This is a genomic window from Aliinostoc sp. HNIBRCY26 (genome assembly GCF_050235535.1).
Classification (GTDB): Bacteria; Cyanobacteriota; Cyanobacteriia; order Cyanobacteriales; family Nostocaceae; genus Trichormus.
Genome location: NZ_CP189852.1, coordinates 1572766 through 1595289, shown reverse-complemented (window position 1 = coordinate 1595289; position 22524 = coordinate 1572766). Strand labels below are relative to the sequence as shown.

16 protein-coding genes are annotated in these 22524 nt (G+C 40.9%); 10 read left to right on the top strand and 6 right to left on the bottom strand.

What is annotated here, in order from left to right; genetic code table 11:
* The first annotated feature begins 54 nt into the window (after positions 1-54).
* Both ACQFX9_RS06645 and ACQFX9_RS06640 read left to right on the top strand, forming a co-directional pair.
* Complete coding sequence (locus tag ACQFX9_RS06645; protein WP_427161257.1) at positions 55-1758, top strand: NAD(P)/FAD-dependent oxidoreductase; 1704 nt, start codon at positions 55-57, stop codon at positions 1756-1758.
* A 136-nt stretch (positions 1759-1894) separates the two neighbouring features.
* Entirely contained in the window at positions 1895-3445 is a 1551-nt protein-coding gene (locus tag ACQFX9_RS06640; protein WP_427161256.1) for a flavin-containing monooxygenase, read from the top strand.
* 293 nt (positions 3446-3738) lie between these two features.
* Here the strand turns inward: ACQFX9_RS06640 and ACQFX9_RS06635 are convergent, their stop codons facing one another.
* Both ACQFX9_RS06635 and pgeF read right to left on the bottom strand, forming a co-directional pair.
* On the bottom strand, positions 3739-9324 hold the full coding sequence (locus tag ACQFX9_RS06635; RefSeq protein WP_427161255.1) for a trifunctional serine/threonine-protein kinase/ATP-binding protein/sensor histidine kinase: 5586 nt from the start codon (positions 9322-9324) through the stop codon (positions 3739-3741).
* 467 nt (positions 9325-9791) lie between these two features.
* Positions 9792-10565, bottom strand: coding sequence for a peptidoglycan editing factor PgeF (gene pgeF, locus ACQFX9_RS06630; RefSeq protein WP_427161254.1), 774 nt, complete (start codon positions 10563-10565; stop codon positions 9792-9794).
* A 69-nt stretch (positions 10566-10634) separates the two neighbouring features.
* Between pgeF and ACQFX9_RS06625 the strand changes: the two genes are divergently transcribed.
* Both ACQFX9_RS06625 and ACQFX9_RS06620 read left to right on the top strand, forming a co-directional pair.
* Positions 10635-11540, top strand: a complete 906-nt coding sequence (locus ACQFX9_RS06625) for a biotin--[acetyl-CoA-carboxylase] ligase (RefSeq protein ID WP_427161253.1) — start codon at positions 10635-10637, stop codon at positions 11538-11540.
* 100 nt (positions 11541-11640) lie between these two features.
* Positions 11641-13203, top strand: coding sequence for a peptidoglycan DD-metalloendopeptidase family protein (locus ACQFX9_RS06620; RefSeq protein ID WP_427161252.1), 1563 nt, complete (start codon positions 11641-11643; stop codon positions 13201-13203).
* Positions 13204-13368: 165 nt separating this feature from the next.
* Here the strand turns inward: ACQFX9_RS06620 and ACQFX9_RS06615 are convergent, their stop codons facing one another.
* The gene (locus ACQFX9_RS06615) at positions 13369-14046 is read right to left on the bottom strand and encodes a riboflavin synthase (protein ID WP_427161251.1); all 678 of its coding nucleotides are present in this window, start codon (positions 14044-14046) and stop codon (positions 13369-13371) included.
* A gap of 339 nt (positions 14047-14385) precedes the next feature.
* Between ACQFX9_RS06615 and ACQFX9_RS06610 the strand changes: the two genes are divergently transcribed.
* The 3 genes from ACQFX9_RS06610 to ACQFX9_RS06600 all read left to right on the top strand — a co-directional run bounded on the left by ACQFX9_RS06610 (position 14386) and on the right by ACQFX9_RS06600 (position 16831).
* Complete coding sequence (locus tag ACQFX9_RS06610) at positions 14386-14883, top strand: bifunctional nuclease family protein (RefSeq protein WP_236141794.1); 498 nt, start codon at positions 14386-14388, stop codon at positions 14881-14883.
* 136 nt (positions 14884-15019) lie between these two features.
* Positions 15020-16150: an aldo/keto reductase gene (locus tag ACQFX9_RS06605; RefSeq protein ID WP_427161250.1), complete on the top strand. Its 1131-nt coding sequence runs from the start codon at positions 15020-15022 to the stop codon at positions 16148-16150.
* 72 nt (positions 16151-16222) lie between these two features.
* Positions 16223-16831 (top strand): Uma2 family endonuclease, encoded by a 609-nt coding sequence (locus ACQFX9_RS06600; RefSeq protein ID WP_427161249.1) that lies wholly within the window; start codon positions 16223-16225, stop codon positions 16829-16831.
* Positions 16832-16983: 152 nt separating this feature from the next.
* Here ACQFX9_RS06600 and ACQFX9_RS06595 read toward each other — a convergent pair whose 3' ends face one another.
* Both ACQFX9_RS06595 and ACQFX9_RS06590 read right to left on the bottom strand, forming a co-directional pair.
* Positions 16984-17277: a DUF6679 family protein gene (locus ACQFX9_RS06595; protein WP_236141796.1), complete on the bottom strand. Its 294-nt coding sequence runs from the start codon at positions 17275-17277 to the stop codon at positions 16984-16986.
* A 265-nt stretch (positions 17278-17542) separates the two neighbouring features.
* A complete protein-coding gene (locus ACQFX9_RS06590; RefSeq protein WP_427162815.1) occupies positions 17543-17893 on the bottom strand; it encodes a histidine triad nucleotide-binding protein in 351 nt (116 codons plus the stop codon).
* A gap of 67 nt (positions 17894-17960) precedes the next feature.
* Here ACQFX9_RS06590 and ACQFX9_RS06585 point away from each other — a divergent pair, with 67 nt between their 5' ends.
* Positions 17961-19490 (top strand): YifB family Mg chelatase-like AAA ATPase, encoded by a 1530-nt coding sequence (locus ACQFX9_RS06585; RefSeq protein ID WP_427161248.1) that lies wholly within the window; start codon positions 17961-17963, stop codon positions 19488-19490.
* A gap of 38 nt (positions 19491-19528) precedes the next feature.
* Here the strand turns inward: ACQFX9_RS06585 and ACQFX9_RS06580 are convergent, their stop codons facing one another.
* Entirely contained in the window at positions 19529-20449 is a 921-nt protein-coding gene (locus tag ACQFX9_RS06580) for an AraC family transcriptional regulator (RefSeq protein ID WP_427161247.1), read from the bottom strand.
* A 170-nt stretch (positions 20450-20619) separates the two neighbouring features.
* Here ACQFX9_RS06580 and ACQFX9_RS06575 point away from each other — a divergent pair, with 170 nt between their 5' ends.
* Together ACQFX9_RS06575 and ACQFX9_RS06570 are read left to right on the top strand one after the other, a co-directional pair.
* Complete coding sequence (locus ACQFX9_RS06575) at positions 20620-21387, top strand: SDR family NAD(P)-dependent oxidoreductase (protein ID WP_427161246.1); 768 nt, start codon at positions 20620-20622, stop codon at positions 21385-21387.
* A 61-nt stretch (positions 21388-21448) separates the two neighbouring features.
* On the top strand, positions 21449-22507 hold the full coding sequence (locus ACQFX9_RS06570; RefSeq protein ID WP_427161245.1) for an NAD(P)-dependent alcohol dehydrogenase: 1059 nt from the start codon (positions 21449-21451) through the stop codon (positions 22505-22507).
* Positions 22508-22524 lie beyond the last annotated feature (17 nt).

Below are 22524 nucleotides of genomic sequence, written 5' to 3'. Positions count from 1 at the left end.
TTTGACAGTGATTGTTGCAGTGCAAAATTTACTCTTCACAAATCCCAAATTCTTATGAACCATTATGATGTTGTAATTGTTGGTGGTGGCCCCGCAGGTAGCACAACTGGCACTCTATTGAAAAAGTATAATCCTCAGTTGCGTGTATTAATTCTGGAAAAAGAAAAGTTTCCACGGGATCATGTGGGTGAAAGTCAGCTACCGCAGATTAGTGAAATCCTTGATGAGATGGGATGTTGGGATAAAGTAGAAGCTGCTAATTTCCCAATTAAAGTTGGGGGTAACTATCGCTGGGGGAAAGATCCAGAACCTTGGGAATTTCACTTTTTGCGCTTAGAAGAATTTAAAGATGAACCTCGTCCGGCGAAGTTTACAGGACAACGTAAACAAACAGCGTTTCAAGTAGACCGGGCAGTATATGATGAGATTCTGCTGCGTCATGCGGAAGAATCGGGATGTGAAGTCAGAGAACAAACAGCAGTGGTGAAAGTGGATACGCAGGGCGATCGCATCACTGCCTTACAATTAAATACTGAAGAAACAATCACTGCAAATTACTACATTGATGGTTCTGGCCATGTCGGTGTATTGCGAAAAGCCGTAGGTGTGCAAACAGAATGTCCTACACAACTGCAAAATGTCGCCATCTGGGATTATTGGGAAAATGCAGAGTGGGCGGTAGAAATTGGTGTGGGTGGGACTCGCATACAGATAATGAGCTTACCACACGGATGGATTTGGTTTATTCCCCTCAGCCCCACCCGTACTAGTGTTGGTTTTGTTTGTCCAGCTAGCTATTACAAACAAGCGAAAAAATCAGCCGCAGAGATTTATCATCAAGCACTCCAAGATGAACCGCTAATTTCTAGGCTGCTAGCTAATGCTAGTAGTAGAGGTAATATTGAGATTACGAAAGATTGGTCTTTCCTTGCAGAAAGAACCACAGGGGAAAACTGGTTTTTAGTAGGAGAAGCCGCAGGTTTTGCTGATCCGATTTTATCTGCGGGTTTAACTCTCACCCATGTGGGAGGTAAGGAATTAGCATACACCATATCTGCACTACTCCAAAATCAATATGATGCAGATTGGTTAAAAAGCCAATACGACCATAATCAACGCCGTCGCGTCCAACAACATATCCGCTTTGCAGATTATTGGTATGCAGCCAATGGTCAATTTACAGACTTATATGACCACTGTCAAACCATCGCCAAAGAAGCCGGCTTAAATCTCAGTCCCGCCGAAGCTTTTCGCTGGTTAGCCCAAGGTGGTTTTACCAATGATATTGTTGGTCAAGCTGTAATTGGTGGCTTTGACTTAGGGGCGATGAAACAGATGGTACAGCGTTTTTCCAAAGAGGAATTACCTTGGGAAATTAGCGGTTACAACGTCTTTGAGTTAAACATTGACGACACCCAAGAAGAATTCGTTGCTGTTTATAGCAATGGTGAAATTACAAGAGTAAAATGTTACCGCAGAGAAAATGGCGATCGCTTACCGATTACTGGTCTTTATGGTTTATTAATTGATATTCTCAGTCGGACATCTGATATTGAGCAAATTTATCATTACCTCATTAGTTTGTTCAAGAACCGCTTCCCCGCCGAACATCTCCGCATCGCCATCCAGCATACAATGTTTTGCTTAGAAGTCATGGCTTTAGAAGGTTGGGTAAAAGCCTCGTTAAATCCTGAGAAACCACCACTGAAAATTTCTATGCCCATTGAAGGTCAATTACATTACTCCGGTCGTAGCTAATTTAGTCAGGACTTGCTGAAAAAGTTCTTTGGTGGGGGTAGGGAACAGGGAAGTAATGAAGATTCTTCCCAATTCCCCATTCCCCATTCCCCATTCCCCATTCCCCATTCCCTTTGAATACAGGACAAAACTAATAATGCAAACAAAGAAAGTATGTGTAATTGGGGCTGGTGTTAGTGGATTAGTTACAGCAAGAAACTTTATAGAAGCTGGCTATGAAGTCACAGTGTTTGAAACACAAGCAGGAATCGGTGGTGTCTGGGAAAAATCTAGAGTCTATCCAGGGTTGACCATTCAAAGCCCACGCGATACCTATGCCTTTCCTGATTATCCCATGCCTACATCCTATCCTGAATGGCCGACCGCAGAGCAAACACGCAATTACTTAATATCTTATGCCGAATATTTTGGCGTGACTCCCAGAATCCGTTTTCAAACGGAAGTAACTCAAGTCATTAGAAAAAATACAGAAATACCGAAATGGTTAGTCAGCATTCGGTTTCGTGATCAAGTTTCTGGAGAAACTCAACAGGAACGATTAGAGTTTGATTTTGTGATTGTGTGTACTGGAACGTTTAATATTCCTTACCAACCTCCTCTCGCTGGAAAGGAAGAATTTATTGCTGCTGGGGGTCAAGTATTACACACTACAGAATTTAATAACGCCTCGATAGTGGAAGGTAAGCGAGTAGTTGTGGTAGGTATGGGTAAATCTGCAACTGACATCGCCACTCTATCTGCTAATGTCTCTGCAAAATGCACAATGGTGTTTCGTCAAATACCTTGGAAGATTCCTAAATTCTTCTTGGGAAGAGTAAATATTAAGTATGTTTTGCTAACGCGCTTTGCTGAAAGCTGGCTACCATATCGTAAGTTAGAGGGTATGGAATGGCTATTACACACTGTTGGTAAGCCTTTAGTCTGGGCTTTTTGGCGCATTAATGAAATATTACTCCGCTATCAACTGAAGTTAGATGCTTACGGAATGATTCCTGATCAACCCCTGACTAAATGGGTGGTTTCTTCTATCGCTTTAGAAACTCCTAATTTCTATCAGTATGTTGCTTCTGGTAAGATTCAAGCGAAAAAGACAGAAATTAAACGGTTTGTTGCTGGTGGTGTAGAGTTAGCCACTGGGGAACATATAGTTGCGGATATTGTGGTATTCGGCACAGGATTTCGTCAAGATGTACCGTTTTTAGCAGCAGATGATCTTCAGACTTTAATAGATAAACAAGGAAATTTTCAGCTTTATCGCAATATTATTCACCCGCATATTCCTAACCTTGGCTTTGTAGGTTACAACTCCAGTAAATTCTGTCCCCTCACATCTGATATTAGTTCTCAGTGGTTACTGGAATATTTCCAAGGTAATCTCAATTTGCCTACACCACAAAAGATGTTAGAAGAAATAGCTTTAGAGTGGCAATGGAAAAAGCAAGAATGGGAATATGGCTTACATCATGGTACATCAATATTTCCGTTTAGCTTTCATTATATTGATGAATTAATGAGTGATATGGGGATAGTAGATAATTCGCCAATTTGGCAGCAAATACTCAAGAATATCTCACCTATGTCTCCAGCTAATTATCAACTAGTTAGACAGACTTTAAAGTTAAGAAGACGTTCTGATGTAGATGGTTTTACTATCAAGCCTCGTGAAACGGTTGGTGTTAGTCAATAGTCAATAGTCATTAGTCATTAGTCATTAGTCATTAGTCATTAGTCATTAGTATTTTAAATTTATATTCTACTGTCATAACATAATATACACTCTATAAACTAGGGTGTATTTTTTTGTTTCGTACATATCGATAACGTGGAAATTATTTGGAAATCATTGAGTGGGCGCAAGAATGCAACTAATTACACTATGGTCATAAATTTTGCAAAAAATTCCATGATACATACTCTCAAATAAACAATAAAAATCAAATTTTTCATACCTAATCCCTAATCCCCATTTTTAAAACAGGTCTATTGAATGGGAATATCAATTAAAAATTCAGTTCCTTCACCCAAGGTGGAATTACAAGTTAACTGACCTTTGTGTTTTTCTACTACTACTTGATAGCTAATTGATAAACCTAAACCTGTGCCGCTACCGATAGGCTTAGTGGTAAAAAATGGGTCGAATATTTTTTGTTTGGTTGTTTCTGTCATCCCAGAACCATTATCAGTAATGCTCACTCTGACTGTATTTGATGCTAACAACTCCGTTTTAATGATAATTTGGAAAGGTTTTGATGGGTCAATAGCTGGTAATCTGGAATCTTCTAATGCGTCAATAGCATTGCTAATGATATTCATAAATACTTGATTTAATTGCCCTGCATAACAATTTACTAATGGTAATTTAGTATAGTCTTTTGTCACTAAAATTTCTGGTGCATCACTCTTTTCTTTGAGTCTGTGCTGTAAAATCATGAGGGTACTTTCAATACCTTCATGTATATCTACGGGTTTCATCTCTGATTCATCTAGACGGGAGAAATTGCGTAACCCTATCACAATATTACGAATGCGTGAACTGCCAATTTTCATGGATTCAAGCACTTTAGGTAAGTCTTGCATGAGGAATTTAATATCTATTGCTTGGGATTTTTCGGCAATGATATCAGAAGGACTGGGATATTCTTGTTGATAAATATCGACTAAATCTAGCAAGTCTTGTACATAGTCATGGGCATGATTAATATTGCCATGAATAAAGTTAATGGGATTATTAATTTCGTGGGCAATTCCGGCTACCATTTGTCCCAATGAGGACATTTTTTCACTTTGTACTAGTTGAGTTTGGGTGCGTTGTAATTCTAGTAAAGTTTGTTGTAAATATTGATTTTTTTCTTCTAATTCTTGAGTTCTCTGGGCAACTTTTTGTTCTAGGGTGTGGTTTTGTTCTTCTAAACGCTGATTGGCGGTGGCTAGGTTTTCGTAGAGAATAGCATTTTCTAGAGAGATAGCAGCTTGGGTAGTGATGAGTTTGAGGACTTCAATGCGATCGCGTGTGAATGCCCCAATGCTAAGATTATTCTCTAGGTACATCATACCTAGTAACTTACCTTGATTGATAATGGGAATACAAACTAGGCTTTGGGGCTGTTGGGTTTGGATATAGCGATCGCTGGCTAAAAATGCTACTGTTTTAGCATCATCACTAACAAATATTTCTTTGGTGCGTTTGACATAATTAATCAAAGTTAGGGGAATATCTTGACTATCTACTAAATTAATTGATGGGAAATCAGTCAAGATATCCCCACTCTCAGCACTAGAACTTACAGACGTTACTTGGAAATCTGTCTCACTTTCACTCAACATCAATACTGCTTTTGATGCGCCAGCGTTTTCCATCACCACAGCCATTAAAGTAGAAAGTAATTGTTCTAGTTCAAGTTCTCCAGAGAGTAACTGTGAGGCTTTAATCACACTCCCTAAATCCAGCATCTCAGAAACACTAGTGTGAGAACTAATCACGGTTTCACTAGTTTTAGTTGCAGACAAAGATGTCAGCATAGAAACAGTAATTGGTTCTCGTTTGCTAACAACATGAGTTTTGAGCATTTCTTGCTGAATTATCGGTGCGAGTAGTTGGGGATAGCGTTTTTGGAGGTGTTTGACTTTAGCAACTGCACCCCAACGTTGATAAGCGCGATAAGCATCAATTAAATAGTTGGGTACTATTCTTTGTTTTCCCCATGCTAAATAGAATTGAGCCGCTAATTCACAAGCTAAGGCTGCTTCATGAATATAATCATTTTCTTTCGCTAAATTTATCGCACGCTCATAGTTATCCATTGCTGCTGTTTTATTATCTAAAACCCGATGATACTCAGCTTCTACCAAATGAAATTTATGTAAATAATTCATCGGTGCATAACTTGCCCAATGCTGGAGTTTTTCTTGATTAACTTTGACTTGCGCCAAAATTTCCTGTTGTTCAGATGCGCTTACATCAATATATACAGCTAAACGTACTAGAGAATCGTAAAAATGAAATTGAGTGTAAGTTAAAGTTCCTACACCACCATGTAAGAACTCTGCCATTTTTTTGGTATTTTCCCAGGCTTTGCTATAGTCCTGAAACAGATAGCAGAGATAAGTCTTACATAAATACAAGTGTAAAATAGCTATGCCATCATTATCTTTGAGGTGGATGGGCAGCATTTTCACTTCATCGTATACCTCACCCAATAAATCAGAGCTATTTTCTCTCTCTTCCAGCAAATTCAAGACTGTTTGATGATAAATCTCCTGCCAATAAAATACTTTTTCTTGATTAATGTGCTTGATTGCAGAGCTATATTTTGCTAATTCTGGTTGGAGACATACTAGTTCTTTACCCAGGAAAAATGCTGAATAACCGTAATTTTGTAATGAAAAAGCCGCAAATTCTAAATCTCCAGTTTCTAGAGCAACTGTATAGGTTTCTAAAAAGTGCTTTAATGTATCTCTCAGATGAATTTGCCAGTGACTAATATGGGAGTTGAAAGTCCCCATACTTTTAGCTTTGACTTCTTTGTTATTAAATTTGTGAGCTAAATTGACGGCTAACTTACCAAACTGATAACCAGATGAAATATCACCAACTACACCACAGAGCATAAATCCATAAATGGCGTATGCAAATGCTGATAAAGGAGAATTACCAAACTGTAATGATAAATCTATTTGTTTTAAACATACCAATGGCATCAGGGCTGGGAAAGCTTGGTAAAAAGAACTAAATGCACTACCGATAACTCGCATCAAAGCTAATGCTTCAACATCTTGCATTTCTGGTAAATCAATTAAATCTTCAATGCACTTGTGAGCTAAATTGCTGTAGATTTTTTGTATTTCCTTTTGTACATCTAATTGGCTAGGATGTTCTGGAAATTTCACGCCTAAAACCTGACAGAAATCTAACGCAATTTCAATTGCTTCTAGTGCTTTACCTTGAGAACTATAGTGTCTAATCTTGACATCATAAATTTTCAGTTGGTCTATTTTGGTTTTTGCGTTTGATAATACGACTTGTGCTAATGCTTCCATCTGCTCGAAGTCACCAGCTAGATATGATGTTTCGGTGGCGGTTTCATATAAAGCTAAAGTGAGGTGATAGTCAGTATCCCAACTTTGCTGAGGTAGTAATTGAATACCTGTATTTAAATACTTTATAGCTGAGGGATAGGCTGTAGACATTAAAGCCTTACGTCCGGCTTGGAGATTCATCTCGGCTAGTTTAATACGTTCACTAGGCTCTACAATTAACTGTATTGCCATGTTTAATTGATTGACAATACCAAAAATATTGTCTTCTAATTTACTAGTAGGAGTATGATCTAATAATAATTTGCCTATTTTGAAATGTAGTGATAATTTTTGCTGCTCTGGAATGAGAGAATAGGCAGCTTGTTGGATGCGATCGTGAACAAATTGGCATTGAGATGATTGATAATGAGAATTTGTAGATTCGTCCTGTTCTGAATTAAATAACTGATATTGTTGATCAGTGTTAACTTCTAATAACTGATAAATTTCAGATTGCAGTAAAATAATCCCTTCTAGCCTCGCTGCACGTAAATCTGATATAGTCTCAGCTAAAGGCTTTTCATAAACGATTGCTAAAGTCTTTAAGTCAAAATGATGCCCAATACAAGCTGCTAGTTGCAATACTTGCTGAGTTGATTTTGGTAACTTCAGTAGTTGAATTTTGATAAATTCAACTACATCATCTGTGAGTTGTAATGCCTCAACTTTGCTAATATCACAATGCCAATATTCAAGATGATGATTAAACTCAATAATATTTTCTTGATACAGATATTTTAGAAATTGATGCGTAAAAAAAGGATTACCTTGAGTTGTCGCAAAGATAACTTGCGTGAGAGGAATAGCCAGATTTTCTGGGCAATGTAATGTGTCAGTGACAAGATGAGTTAAATCTCCAAATGTTAAGGTAGCTAAAGTCATAATTTGTAAGCTACCACCAGACTTGAGCATTTCATTAATTGCCAACTCTAAAGGATGTCCTGGGATAATCTCATAGTCACGATAGGCACCAATTAATAATAAACCGGAGTGAGAATTTGCAGTTAGATGAGACTCAGACACCTTCAAAGTTGATTCTGAGGGAGACATTAATAATTGTAGTAACTTCAAAGATGCAGCATCAGCCCATTGCAAATCATCTAAAAACAGCACTAAGGGACGTTCATTGGCTGTAAACACCTGGATAAATCTTTGCAATAATAAATTTAATCGATGTTCCGCCGCACTCCCAGCTAACACCGTCACCGCAGGCTGTTCACCCAAAATTAGTTCCAAATCTGGAATTAGATCAATAATGACTTGAGCTTGTTCACCCAAAGCCGATAGAATCTGAGTTTTCCAAGTTTGAATTTGAGCATCAGATTCACTTAAAATTTGCACAATTAAATCTTTAAATGCTTGCACAAAAGCAAATAAAGGAATATCTCTTTGCAACTGTTCAAACTTACCTTGAATAAAATAACTACGTTGGCGAACAATAGGCTTATGTACCTCATTCACCACAGCAGTTTTCCCTACTCCAGAAGCACCCGCAACTAATACCAATTCTGTTTTCCCCTGGGTAACACGCTCAAAAGCAGCTAACAAATTTTCTACTGCTGTTTGACGACCATAGAGTTTTTCAGGGATAAGAAAACAGTCAGCAATATCTTTAGTTGCTAAATTAAACTGTGTAATCTGTTTTGTAGTTTGCCACTGCTGTTGACAAATTTCTAAATCATGAATTAGACCATAGGCACTTTGATAACGGTCTTCGGCATTTTTTGCCATTAATTTCATGACAATATCTGCAAGAGCTTGCGGAATTTCGATTTTGTGACCCAATCTTGGTGGTATTTTGGCAATATGACAGTAGACCAACTCCATTGGATCTTTGCTACTAAAAGGTAATTCTCCTGTGAGTAGTTCAAAAAAGGTTACTCCCAAAGAATAAAAGTCACTACGATAGTCAACACCTCGATTCATCCTACCGGTTTGTTCAGGGGATATATACGCTAGTGTTCCTTCTAAGACGTTGGGGTTTTTCAGTAATTGAATTTCCCTTGGTAGCAAGCTGGCGATACTGAAATCTATAATTCTAATTTCTTGTGTTTCTGGGTTAATTAAGATATTGGCAGGTTTGATATCTTTGTGAATAATTCTGGCTTTATGTATTTTTTCTAGGATAGTGACTATTTTGATGGCTATCGAGAAGAATTCCTCTAGACTGATACCGTTTTGTCGTCGCCATTCTGATAGAGACATTCCGCCCATATCTTCCAGAACTATGGCGTAGTGGTCGCCATAATTTTCGATATTTAGGGGTTTAATAATCCCTGGAATGTCTAGATTTTTGGTGATGGTGTATTGATTATGAAACTGAGCAATTTCATTGAGATTGGGATTTTCCTTCCGCATCAGTTTAATGATGACTGGTGTTTCATCTGCTGACCGAATAGCTCGATAGACAATGGTTTTGCTACCTATGTATATTTGCTCTGCGAAGCGATAGCCTGGAATTACAAAACTTGTCTCTAATGAAACTGCCATACAAATTTTTACTCACGCAATTATCTATATGACGTATTGTTCCCATTTAGCATCTAGGAACATCAATGAGAATAAATAGGGGCGTAGGGGTATAAGGGTGTAAGGGTGTAGGGGAAAAAAGGTATTTTTTAGACAAATTTTAACAATTGATGAGATGTTATAGGAAGTTTTACTCAAAAATTAAATAGGAATTTTAAGGATGATTAATTTGATAGTAAATATACTGATAATTCTTAGATTTTTAGCATTTCTAAAATCCTAAAAATTATCTTTTATTAATGTGTGGTACATCGCTTTTAAAGTTCAAGAGAATAAGCCAAAAGCAAAGTTCATTAGTGCTGAGTTGAAAGTGCTATTAGCAATAGCACGGCGTTCAGCCTGTGCAATTAATTTCACTTTTTACTCAGCACTCACTACTCAGCACCGGCTAAACGCCGCGCTTCCGCTAACAGCACTCTTTCAGTGATTTAAACAACACTAACAATGCCAGACCATTGTACTTTTTTCTGTTGCTCACGACGGTAGGAAAAGAAATGATCTGGAGTTTGGTAGGTACAGTAGGGTGCGATCGCTATCTGTTCAGCACTAATCCCTAAATTTTCCATTTGCAACGTATTGACTCGCCGCACGTCTACCCTAACTTTTCCAGGCTCAGGATCAGCTAACAATGGGGAATGGGGTAAATCATGTAATGTCTGAACAATTTTTTGGTTATCCTCATGTGGTATAATGCTAGCTCCAATTTCTGCTGCGACTTCCACAGAAACTTGGTAAACTTCTCCAGCAATAGCTGGCCCCATAGCAATCCGCAAGTCTGCTAATTGACTTCCTTGGGCTTGCATCCGGGCGATCGCCTGGGGGACAATTTTCTTTGCTGTTCCCCGCCAACCTGCATGGAGTGCTGCTACCCGTCCGGTTTTAATATCTCCAATTAACACAGGTGTACAATCAGCACTGGCTACCCACACAGCTTGCAAGGGTGCTTCACTCATTAATCCATCGGCCAGGGCTAATTCATCTTCTGCATCCAGATTGGTTGCTATTTCCCTGGGGGTGAGGACTGTATTGCCATGTACCTGTTTCAAACGATATGCTGATGCTTCTGGGTGCAGCACCTTTGTTAACTCGTCAGGCGATCGCGGCCAAAACTGCTGGGTAAAAAAGCCGTGTTGCCAATTTCTCAAGAGACTACAACTTAGGTATGGTAGTCCCTCCCAATCATGCCAATGCCAAGTGTGCATCTTGAACCAAACCTAATCAGAAACTTATCAGCCAATTCATGCTAACTTGAACTACGGAATTTTAGGCTAATGGCTGTCAAACTTGATCAGCAAAAAATCTTAACTGCCCTCACCACTGAGCGCAAGTATGGTTATTTACCTTTTACTCTACATATTTATGACTGTGTTACCTCAACTAATCTAACGCTTTGGGAGTTAATTAGCCAAGGCGCGACAGCAGGTAATGTAGTGATTGCCACACAACAAACCGCCGGCAAAGGACAATGGGGACGACAGTGGATTTCCCAAACAGGCGGATTATATCTTTCTGTGGCGATTAATCCCCACATAGCAGCTAATGCTAGTTATCAACTTACTTTAGCTACCGCTTGGGGTATTACACATCAATTGCGTCAATGTGGAATTAATGTTGGAATTAAATGGCCGAATGATTTAGTTTTAGAAGGACGAAAATTAGGCGGAATCCTAACAGAAACTAAGGTGAATCAAGGCCAAATCACACAAGCAATAGTTGGTGTAGGAATTAACTGGGCTAATCCTGTACCGGAAACGGGGATTAATTTACAGTCATGGCTAGGGGAGACAGGGAAGCAGGGGGGCAGGGGAGCAGGGAGAGTAGGGGAAGAACAATACGATGCCCAATCCCCAATGCCCAATGCCCAGTCCCCAGTCCCCAATCCCCAATCCCCAATCCCCGATATAGAAACCTTAATTTGTCAAGTGCTATTAGGCATAGAATCTGGTGTAGTCTGCCTTTTGGAAGAAGGAATTAATATACTTGTGTCTCGTTATTTAGAGTTTTTGGTGAACATGGGCGATCGCGTTTACGTCAACGACCTCGCAGGTAATGTTGTGGGCGTAACACCTCAAGGAAGTTTACGAGTATCCTTAGAAAGAGGTTGCATAACTGATATGAAAACACCAGAAATTCATCTAGAACCCGGTAGAATTAGTTTGAGTTATCGTAGTTCTTAAGATTCATATCAGGTTTGTTGACAATTTCGCTCTTTGGGTAAGACAAACCACTGGCATCATCTCTTTAGGCACATAAGACACAACTCAACTGAGAGAAACAATGACGCAGCGCAATCACTCTGCCCATAATCCGAAAAAACGCCTAGCCTATACTCTACCAGCACAAGGTCTGTGTTGGTTAGGTGGTGTTAGCCTCCTCAGTGGCGGCTTGGTGTTAGCTCAAACAGAAACATCCATCGATAACATTGTTCCTACTGTTGAAACTTCCCAACCAACAGCAGCACCAGTTATTCCTGTGAAAAAAGATGTTGTTGTACCAGCAGCATCGCCATCACAGCCAAAATTCTCGGCACGGCAAACTAAACTCCAGCAAAGGCTACGTCAATCAGAAGTTTCACAATCACCAAAGCCCGTTAGACAATCTCAACCCAGCATTGAAAATGAGGCAAATGAGCCAGTTTTTAGTGTGAGAAAGTCACAACCCCAAGTAGAAGCTTCTCAAGTTACACCAACCCCAAACGCTAAGGTTAAACCCCAACGGGAAGTAACTACATCTGAGCAAAAACCAGTAGTTGCTCAACCATCATTAACTAATAAAAAACCAGTAGTTACCCAACCATCCAACGCATCAGATAACAATAACAGTGTTACAGTTAGGCAACCCAAGCAGGATTATAACAACGCTTATATTGATCCCAATGATTACAGTGCCAATACAACTGGAACTTATCAAGCACCAAATTCTGTAATTCTCACAGAACGTTCTAGCGGTTGTCGCACAGTTGTTAATTCTGGACAAGGGGTAACTGGTAGTGCTTGCGCGCAAACACCATCATCTAACCAGCGCACAGCTAAATCAGCCCCCACATGGATTAGAAACAGTCAAACAGCGCAGTTAGCTACAGCATCCCCCGTTCGCACCTTAGCGACTGCACCAAGCCAAAGCAGATGGCGTGGTTCTCAAGTACCTGTAGGTAGCAGCAATAAAACAGCTTTTCAACCCAACCGTTTTATTCCCAACCCCAGCGAATTCTCTACCACGAGAGTCAGTGCTACTCCCATTGCACCCAGTGCTGGGACATTACCCCCACCAATGGCAGAAGGGAACATTGCCCCCCGTGAGAGTAATGTAGCTTACGATATTCCCTTAGCTTCGGTATTACCACAAATTCCCTACACCAGCACATTAGCTTACCGTGGTGGCAATGGGATGGTATATCCCCTAGCCGTAGCAGCACCAGTAACATCTATATTTGGCTGGCGGATTCACCCGATTACAGGCGATCGCCGTTTTCACGCTGGTACTGACTTAGGCGCGCCTTTAGGTACTCCCATTTTGGCGGCTGCTAGAGGTCAAGTAGAGACAGCTGATTGGGTAGGTGGCTATGGTTTAACCGTCATTCTTAACCACAGTTCTGCTCAACAAACCCTCTACGGTCATATGTCAGAAATCTTGGTGCAACCAGGACAATGGGTAGAACCAGGAACTGTAATTGGACTTGTGGGTAGCACTGGTAACTCCACTGGCGCACACCTACACTTTGAAGTCCGTCACCTCACACAAAATGGATGGGTGGCTGTTGACCCTGGTGTAGAATTGCAAGTTGCCCTCAGCCAATTATTGCAAGGCGTGCGGACAGCGCAGGCGTTGAAGAGGGAGTAGGGACTGGGGACTGGGGATTGGGGATTGGGGACTGGGGACTAGGAACAAGTAGACAAGGTGGACAAGGTGGACAAGGTAGATTTTATACCTGCGGTCTGTTCTTTCTATGCCCTATGCCCTAATGCCCAATCCCCATTACCCAATCCCCATTACCCAATCCCCTATTTACAAATATCCGTGTTCTGCTAAAAATGCGGGTGTAATATCATTGAAACCAGCATCATCAGAGGTCTTGTGATAACTTTTGCCGGGGTGAAGGAATTTTTCCACGTATTTACCGAGAATATCGCCTTCTAAATTTACTAAACTGCCAGACATCAGATAGCGAAGATTGGTATCAGCGTAAGTCAGGGGAATCACGGCGACGGTAAACTGAGATAAATCCACTTCATAAGCAGCTACCGTCAGACTCACGCCATTGACAGCGATACTACCCTTGGGGACAATGTAACGAGTGATCGCTTCGGGTGCTGTGAAGGTCATTTCCCAAGAAGTTGCTGTCTGTTTCACCTCTAGCAAACTACCTACACCGTCTACATGACCCATGACAAAATGACCCCCGACTTTACCACCAACGCGGAGTGAAGTTTCTAGGTTGACGTAGCCTTGTTGTGTTTGCTCATAGCCTAGAGTCGTGCGGCGCAGAGTTTCTGGGGAAGCTGAAGCCACGAAGCCTGCTGGCAAAATTTCTTCAACTGTCAGGCAAACACCATCTACAGCTACACTGTCACCATAGGCTAAATCCTGCATAATTAACGATGGCTGACTCACGCAGGTAATTTGCCACGCATCACCACTTAAGGGTTTGATTGTTCCTAATGATTGAATTAATCCTGTAAACACTGTTTATTTCGCAAAACTAACTCTATTTATCGCCTAATTTTCCTGAAAATCCACTGGTAATTCTCACAAGAATGCCGAAAATTCTGGGTATATTTCCTGACTGTTTTTATTATAGGGTAATTAACACAATGACATCCTTCACAAGTCATACTTGGTGAAGAAGGTTATTGTTTATAAAGACCCATTTCATTTACTCTGGTGTTCACGGACAATTCGGAGTTTAATAGAGGCAATTATAGAGAACAATGCCTATGTTTATTACCGTTCCTAACTACCCAAACGAGGGTATTATTTATCACTTAACAATTAATCACGCAAAAGATTGTAGAGGGTTGGCCAATGATTGAGATGAAAGTCGCTGGCATAGCATTAGATGCCATGACCCGTAGCCCAATAGTTTTGTTAAAAGATGCCTCAGATCGGCGGGCGTTGCCAATTTATATTGGACAAGAACAGGCGAGGGCAATTATGGGGCCTTTAGAAAATCAAAAGCCGCCTCGACCTTTAACCCATGACCTGATTGTCAATATTCTCGAAGCTTGGAATATGACTCTAGAAAAGGTGATTATTCATTCCTTACAAAAGGATACATTTTATGCGGTCTTGATTGTACAACAGGGCGAAGTCAAAAAAGAAATTGATGCCCGTCCCAGCGATGCGATCGCCGTCGCCCTGCGGACTAATACCCCTATTTGGGTAATGGAAGAAGTAATTGCTGACGCGTCTATCCCTGTGGATCGGGATGCTGATGAAGCCGAACAACAAGCTTTCCGAGAATTTATTTCTAATCTTCGTCCTGAAGATTTAATCAAGCGGTTTGGTAATGACGAAAGTTAAACCAGTGTTAAATAGTAAAAAGTGAAAAGATGATTCCCGTAAATCAATGTAGGGTTTAACCTGCGGTATTCCACAGGGTAAAAACCATTTTTGTCTGATTTTTGCCTTTTACCTTTTTACTGTTTACTGAAGTTTTATGCACTACCGACGCTTTGGCAAAACGAATCTCCATCTTTCGGTTTTTTCTCTAGGGACAATGCGTTACTTGGCTGATGTCGCAACTGCACAGCAAACCATAGCCAAGGCTTTAGAACTGGGAATTAATCACATAGAAACAGCCAGAGGTTACGGTAAAAGTGAGGAGTATCTGGGTGCAGCGATCGCAAATGGCTTATCTCTCCAGCGTTCCCAAGTCCACATCACCAGCAAAATTTCACCTACAGCTGATGCTGATAGTATGCGTCGATGTATTGATGAATCTTTAACTAGATTGAATATAGATTATCTAGATTGTCTGGGAATTCACGGTTTAAATACTTGGGAACATCTGGAGATGGTGCAAGCCAAAGATGGCTGTATGCAAGCTGTCACAGAGGCGATTTCTGACGGTAGAGTCAAACACGTTGGCTTTTCCACCCACGGTTCATTAGAGTTAATCCAAGCAGCAATCAACACAGATTTATTTGCATTTGTCAATCTGCATTATTACTATTTCTGGCAAAGAAACGCCCCAGCTATTCAGTTAGCGACTGAGAAAGATATGGGGGTTTTTATTATTTCTCCGGCTGACAAAGGGGGAAAACTCTACACACCACCCCAAACCCTCAAAGACTTGTGTCAGACATTTTCACCTTTAGAATTAAACTATCGATTTTTATTAAGTGATAAACGTATTACTACCCTCAGTATAGGTGCAGCTAATCCAAAGGAATTAATAGAACCTTTACAAGTTGCTGATAGTAATGGTGAGTTAACATCCACAGAAATTCTCACCTTTCAACAGTTAGAAAATCATCAACAGCAAGTTTTAGGGACTGAAAAATGTAGTCAATGTTATGCTTGTTTACCCTGTCCTGAAAACATTAATATTCCTGAAGTCTTACGCCTACGAAATTTGGCTGTAGCCTATGATATGAAAGATTACGGTCAATATCGTTATGGAATGTTTGAAAATGCTGGACATTGGTTTCCTGGAATGAAAGCCAACCGTTGTACAGAATGTGGTGATTGTTTACCTAGATGTCCAGAAAAATTAGATATCCCGAATTTATTAGCAGATACTCATGAGCAATTAAAGGGTAAATCTGGTAGAAGACTTTGGGGATAAAACCATTGGCTACGTTAAACTATTGGGTAAGATTATCAAAAATTTTGGCGGCGATCGCTACTTCATAAAACTATGCAAATCACCCAACAGCGATTTTATACCCCAGAGGAATATTTAGCCCTCGAAGAAGTAGCTGAATACAAAAGTGAATATATTGATGGACAAATTATTCCAATAGCAGGCGGAACAGTAAATCATAACCAAATAGCACTTAACTTAAGCACTGAGTTAAATTTTGCTTTCAAAAGGCAAAACTATCACGTTTATATGGGTGATGTTCGCCTATGGATACCAGAAAGACGCATTTATACTTACCCAGATGTGATGATTGTGGCAGGTGAACCAGAATTTTTTAATAATCGCCAAGATATGATTCTCAATCCACAGGTGATAGTGGAAGTTTTATCTGAGTCTACTAGAGGTTATGACCACGAAGATAAATTTCAGGCTTATCGAACAATTTCTACATTTCAGGAATATTTGTTAGTTGATCAAACCCAAATTTATGTAGAACAGTTTTCTAAAATAGGTAAAAAACAATGGAATCTCCGCGAATATGATGCGGAAGATGAAAAAATATCTTTGGCAACTATACCATTTGAAATTTCCCTACAGGATTTATATAACAAGGTCAAGTTTGAGCCTATGGAATTAGAGGGAGAAAGTGTTGATGTTGAGTAGAGAATTTACAAATAAGCTCTTGTTGGTAGCAGGCGATCGCTATTTTTTAATCCAAATTAATAACCCCAGTTCCCTGTGAAACTGGGGTTATTAGTTATCTGACTCTCACACATCACACAGAATTTTCTAGAATAACAGTTGATTGTAGTTAATTAGTTTTCATGCTCTTTTTTATGATGATTTGTGGGTTGATCAGTTTCGAGCAATTTTGACATGAATACATCTGGTTTTCTACTGACAACTGAAATGATTCTGTCAATCGCAATCACTTCATTGATTTTCACTACCATTTCCCACAAGGTATCTTCTTCTGTTTCTTTGTTGTGAGTTCTGTGTTGAAACCACAACAAATCATCCCAAACTCGGATGACTTTTGCAAAATACCATTTGTCTCGTATCAGTATCCAGATTTCTTGGTCTAAGTATGACTGTAGAATAGATTTCACAATATTTCACATAAGAAAAAATGATGTGGTAAATATTAGGTGAGTTTTCCAGGCTAAATCAACAGTAAAAACACTACACATTAATTTCGTTTTTATAAAATTTATACATTTTGGCTAGGCATTAATCCGCCCTATGATAGATTGCAAAAATTGAACAGCGTCCCAGTTAAAGAGGAACGCTGTTTCATGATCTCAGTACAGAGAAGTTAAAAGTTAATTATCAGTACGGTTAAAGGGATGACAAAGCGCGACTCATAGATATTCATCAACCAGGAGGCCAGGCCATTGGTCGTCCACCGAGAATGTGCAGATGTAGGTGGTAAACAGTTTGACCCCCATCCTCACCCGTATTTATGACTACGCGATAACCATCTTTTAGTCCTGCGGCTTCAGCTACAGCTTTGACAGTTAATAACAGATGACCCAAAATAGCCTGATCTTCGGGTGTAGCCTCGGCTAATTTGGGAATTGGTTTTTTGGGAATCACCAGAATGTGGGTAGGGGCTTGGGGATGAACATCTGTGAAAGCTAAGGCTAAATCATCTTCATAAACGATGTTAGCGGGGATTTCCCGACGGATGATTTTACTAAAAATTGTCTCTGTGGTTTCACTCATGCGATTGTAATTACTCATCTGCTAGAGATTCTAAAGGTTTACTGTCTATAGAAGAAATATTTAACCAATGCTTGCTAGAGTTTGGAGTGCGTCAATTGTCGGCATCGATGCTGTAAAAGTCGGTGTAGAAGTGGATGTTTCAGGTGGTTTACCGGGAATCGTGGTTTTAGGGCTACCTGATTCAGCGATTCAGGAGTCGAAAGAGAGAGTTAAAGCCACGTTGAAAAATGCGGGTTTTGCCTTTCCTATGCGAAAAATTGTGATTAATCTAACGCCTGCTGATTTACGTAAGGAAGGCCCTTGTTTTGATTTACCAATTAGCGTGGGGATTTTGGCGGCTTCTGAGCAAGTAAGTGCGGATTTATTGGGCGATTATATTTTTTTAGGGGAAGTTTCGCTAGACGGAAGTTTACGTCCTGTAACTGGTGTTTTACCTGTGGCGGCGGCGGCTGAGAAAATGGGAATTGCGGGTTTAGTTGTGCCTATTGATAATGCTCAAGAAGCAGCAATTGTCCAAGGTTTAGATGTGTATGGCTGCAATAATGTGGGGGAAGTGGTGGATTTATTGAACAATCCAGGAAAGTACAAACCCGTCAAGTTAGATGTAGCAGAGAATTTACCCCAAACCGTTCAGAGTGTTGCAGATTTAAAGGACGTGAAAGGACAAGCCCATGCAAGGCGCGCTTTAGAAATTGCGGCGGCTGGGGGGCATAATCTTATATTTGTCGGGCCTCCAGGTAGTGGGAAAACGATGTTAGCCCGCCGTTTACCTGGAATTATGCCCCCTTTGGGCTTTGCAGAAGCTCTGGAGGTGACGAGAATTCATTCTGTGGCTGGTTTATTAAAGAATCGTGGTACATTAGTGCGCGATCGCCCTTTTCGTAGTCCTCATCACTCGGCATCAGGGCCGTCTTTAGTCGGTGGTGGCGGTTTTCCCCGTCCTGGGGAAATCTCTTTATCTCACCGTGGGGTCTTATTTTTGGACGAACTCACGGAATTTAAGCGGGATGTCTTAGAATTTCTGCGTCAGCCTTTAGAAGACGGCTTTGTTACCATATCACGCACCAGACAATCAGTTACTTTTCCCGCACAATTTACTTTAGTCGCCAGCACCAATCCCTGTCCTTGTGGCTATTACGGCGATACAATTCAGCAGTGTAGTTGTTCTCCTAGACAACGGGAACAATATTGGGCAAAACTTTCTGGCCCCCTCATGGACAGAATTGACTTACAAGTAGCGGTAAACCGTTTAAAACCAGAAGAAATTACCCAACAACCCACAGGAGAACATTCTGCGACTGTACTAGAGAGAGTACAACAAGCACGCGATCGCGCTGCTAATCGTTTTCGAGATGAACGAAATCTACTCTGTAACGCGCAAATGCAAAGCCGTCATTTATCAAAATGGTGCAAACTCGATGATGCTAGCCGGAGTTTACTAGAAGCTGCGATTAATAAGTTAGGCTTATCTGCAAGGGCAAGCGATCGCATTCTTAAAGTAGCGCGCACTATCGCAGATTTAGCCGGTGAAGACGACATCAAAGCCCATCATGTAGCCGAAGCCATCCAATACCGCACTATAGATAGAATGCAGTGAAGGACAGATATAATAAGACAGAAATGAGTTCACTGAATTCATGCCATGCGTAAACGTTGAATGTCCCGAATTGGTGGCGCACCAAACATTCTAGAATATTCGCGGCTGAACTGTGATGGACTTTCATAACCCACTTGAGATGCAGCATTGGCGGCATCGAAGTTATCAGTAAGCATCAGGCGGCGTGCTTCCAATAACCTTAACTGTTTTTGATATTGAAGCGGACTCATGGATGTTACGGACTTAAAGTGATGATGGAAAGATGAAGCTGACATATTAGTTAGCTGTGCTAATTCCTCAACCCGTATTGGCTTTGTAAAATTAGTTTTAATGAATTTGATCGCATTGGCAATACGTTGCATATTGCTGCCAACAGTGGCAATTTGACGAACAGCCTCGCCTTGTTCGCCGATTAACAGCCTGTAATAAATTTCTCGGATAATCAGTGGTGCAATTATTGGAATATCTTCTGGTGTATCCAAAAGTTGTGTCAGTCTAATGACACAATCGAGTAATTTTGGCGAGGCATCACTAACAAACAAGCCTCGCACAGAATTTTCTTTATGATGCATACTTGGTTTTGTTTCGGAAATAATATCACACAACAAAAGCAAGTCTAAACTTAACTTAAATCCGAAAAATGGCTTATCTGGTGTGCTTTCTACAACAAATCCGTTTAAAGGCAAATCAACTGAGACAACAAGATATTGAGCAGCTCCATATCGGTAAGTTTCCTCACCAAGTAATACTTCTTTTTTACCCTGAACAACGATGGCAATAATTGGTTCATAAACAGTGCAGATAGAATTGGGAGCAGAAGATTCTCGCACAAATTCCAGCTGACTTATCTGTGTTTTATGGATACCGTCTCCTTTGCCATTGGTGTGCTGCTCTAGTAATGCTACTAGTTGTTGGCATTCGTTGAGGATAGTGCTGGGCTGGAGTATCTCGCTTACCATACTAGCTTTTAGAATGATTTACTTACTCGCAGATTGTAAAAAATATTTCTACCTTAATAAAACATGATTTTGGAGGATTAGGCAATAATATCCGATCTTTGTGCATTTAAAACTTGGGTTTTCAACCATATCATGAACACAGTTCGAGGAAATAATCAAAAAATAAGGCGATGATGCAAACTCAGACAAAGATTGCATTAGTAACAGGAGCAAGCAGAGGTCTGGGCAAAAATACTGCTTTGGCTCTGGCGAGAATGGGAATTGGGATCATCTTGACGTATCATAACAACGAAGAGTCAGCCAAAAGTGTCGTATCTTCCATTGAAGAAATTGGTGGTAAAGCTTCTGCACTGCAACTGGATACTTCAAACACTAAAGCCTTTGATGGTTTTGTAGAGCAAGTCAAACAAGTATTGCAAGACAAATGGCAGACAGAGCATTTTGATTTTCTCATTAATAATGCGGGTATTGGTGTTTATGCCTCTTTTGCAGATACAACTGAGGAAGATTTTGACCGATTAATGAATATTCATGTCAAAGGCGTTTTCTTCCTGACACAGAAACTTCTGCCTTTGCTCAACGATGGGGGAAGGATTGTGAATATTTCTTCTGGTCTTGCCCGTTTTACTCTGCCGGGCTATGCAGCTTATGCAAGCATGAAGGGGGCTGTAGAAGTTTTAACCCGATATCTGGCCAAGGAACTTGGTCAAAGACAAATTGCTGTGAATGTGATAGCCCCTGGCGCAATTGAAACAGATTTTGGTGATGGTGTTGTGCGTGACAATCCAGAACTTAACAACTTCGTCGCTTCGCAAACTGCCTTGGGTCGCGTCGGATTACCTGATGATATTGGAGGTGCGATCGCCGCTTTGCTATCTGAAGAAAACAGATGGGTGAATGGACAAAGAATAGAAGTCTCTGGTGGGATGTTTCTTTAATAAATATGTTAAACGTTCAAAACAAAGTCATCGTCATTACAGGAGCTAGGAGTATTAATTAATGTACAAAACGAAAGCTTATTCCGCAGCCAGCGCAACATCACCACTGGCTTCCACCCAGATCAAGCGTCGTAATCCAACCGAACACGACGTTCAGATCGAAATCTTGTTCTGTGGCATCTGTCATTCTGACATTCATTCAGTCCGTAACGAGTGGAGCGAATTCTTGCCCACTACTTATCCGATTGTCCCTGGTCATGAGATTGTCGGTCGTGTCACCCAGGTCGGTTCAGCCGTGACTAAGTACAAGCCTGGCGACCTCGCTGCTGTCGGCTGCCTAGTTGACTCAGATGGTACTTGCCCTAATTGCCAAGCCGGCCTTGAGAATTTCTGTCCGAACCAAATCCTTACCTTCAACTCTCCGGACAAGCACCTTGGAGGAGTTACTTACGGCGGTTACTCCGATAGCATAGTCGTTGATGAACGCTTTGTTCTGCGCGTTCCTTCAAATCTCGATCTCTGTGGGGTTGCACCACTCCTTTGCGCTGGAATCACAACCTATTCACCCTTGCGCCACTGGGGCGTTACCAAGGGTAATAAAGTCGGCGTGGTCGGTCTTGGGGGACTGGGACATATGGGCGTGAAGTTAGCTCATGCGCTTGGTGCCTATGTCGTTGTCTTCACCACTTCACCTGATAAGAAAGAAGACGCGCTCCGCCTGGGTGCTGATGAAGTGGTCGTCTCCCGCAATGCCGAAGAGATGCAGAAGCACACTGGCAGTTTCGATTTCATCCTCAACACCATTTCCGCCAAGCACGACATCAACGCCTATCTCAACCTGCTCCGCATTGATGGCAATCTCACCCTGGTTGGAGCGCCCCCTATTCCCCTGGATGTTTCGGCATTCAGCCTGATTATGGCGCGTCGCAATCTCTCTGGCTCCAATATCGGTGGTATTCCCGAAACCCAAGAGATGCTTGACTTTTGCGGTGAACATAACATCACCGCCGATGTTGAAGTCATCCCCATTCAGAAAGTCAACGAAGCTTACGAACGCCTGCTCAAGTCCGATGTTAAGTACCGCTTCGTAATTGATATGGCATCCCTCAAATCTGAATAACTGCGATCGCATCTTAA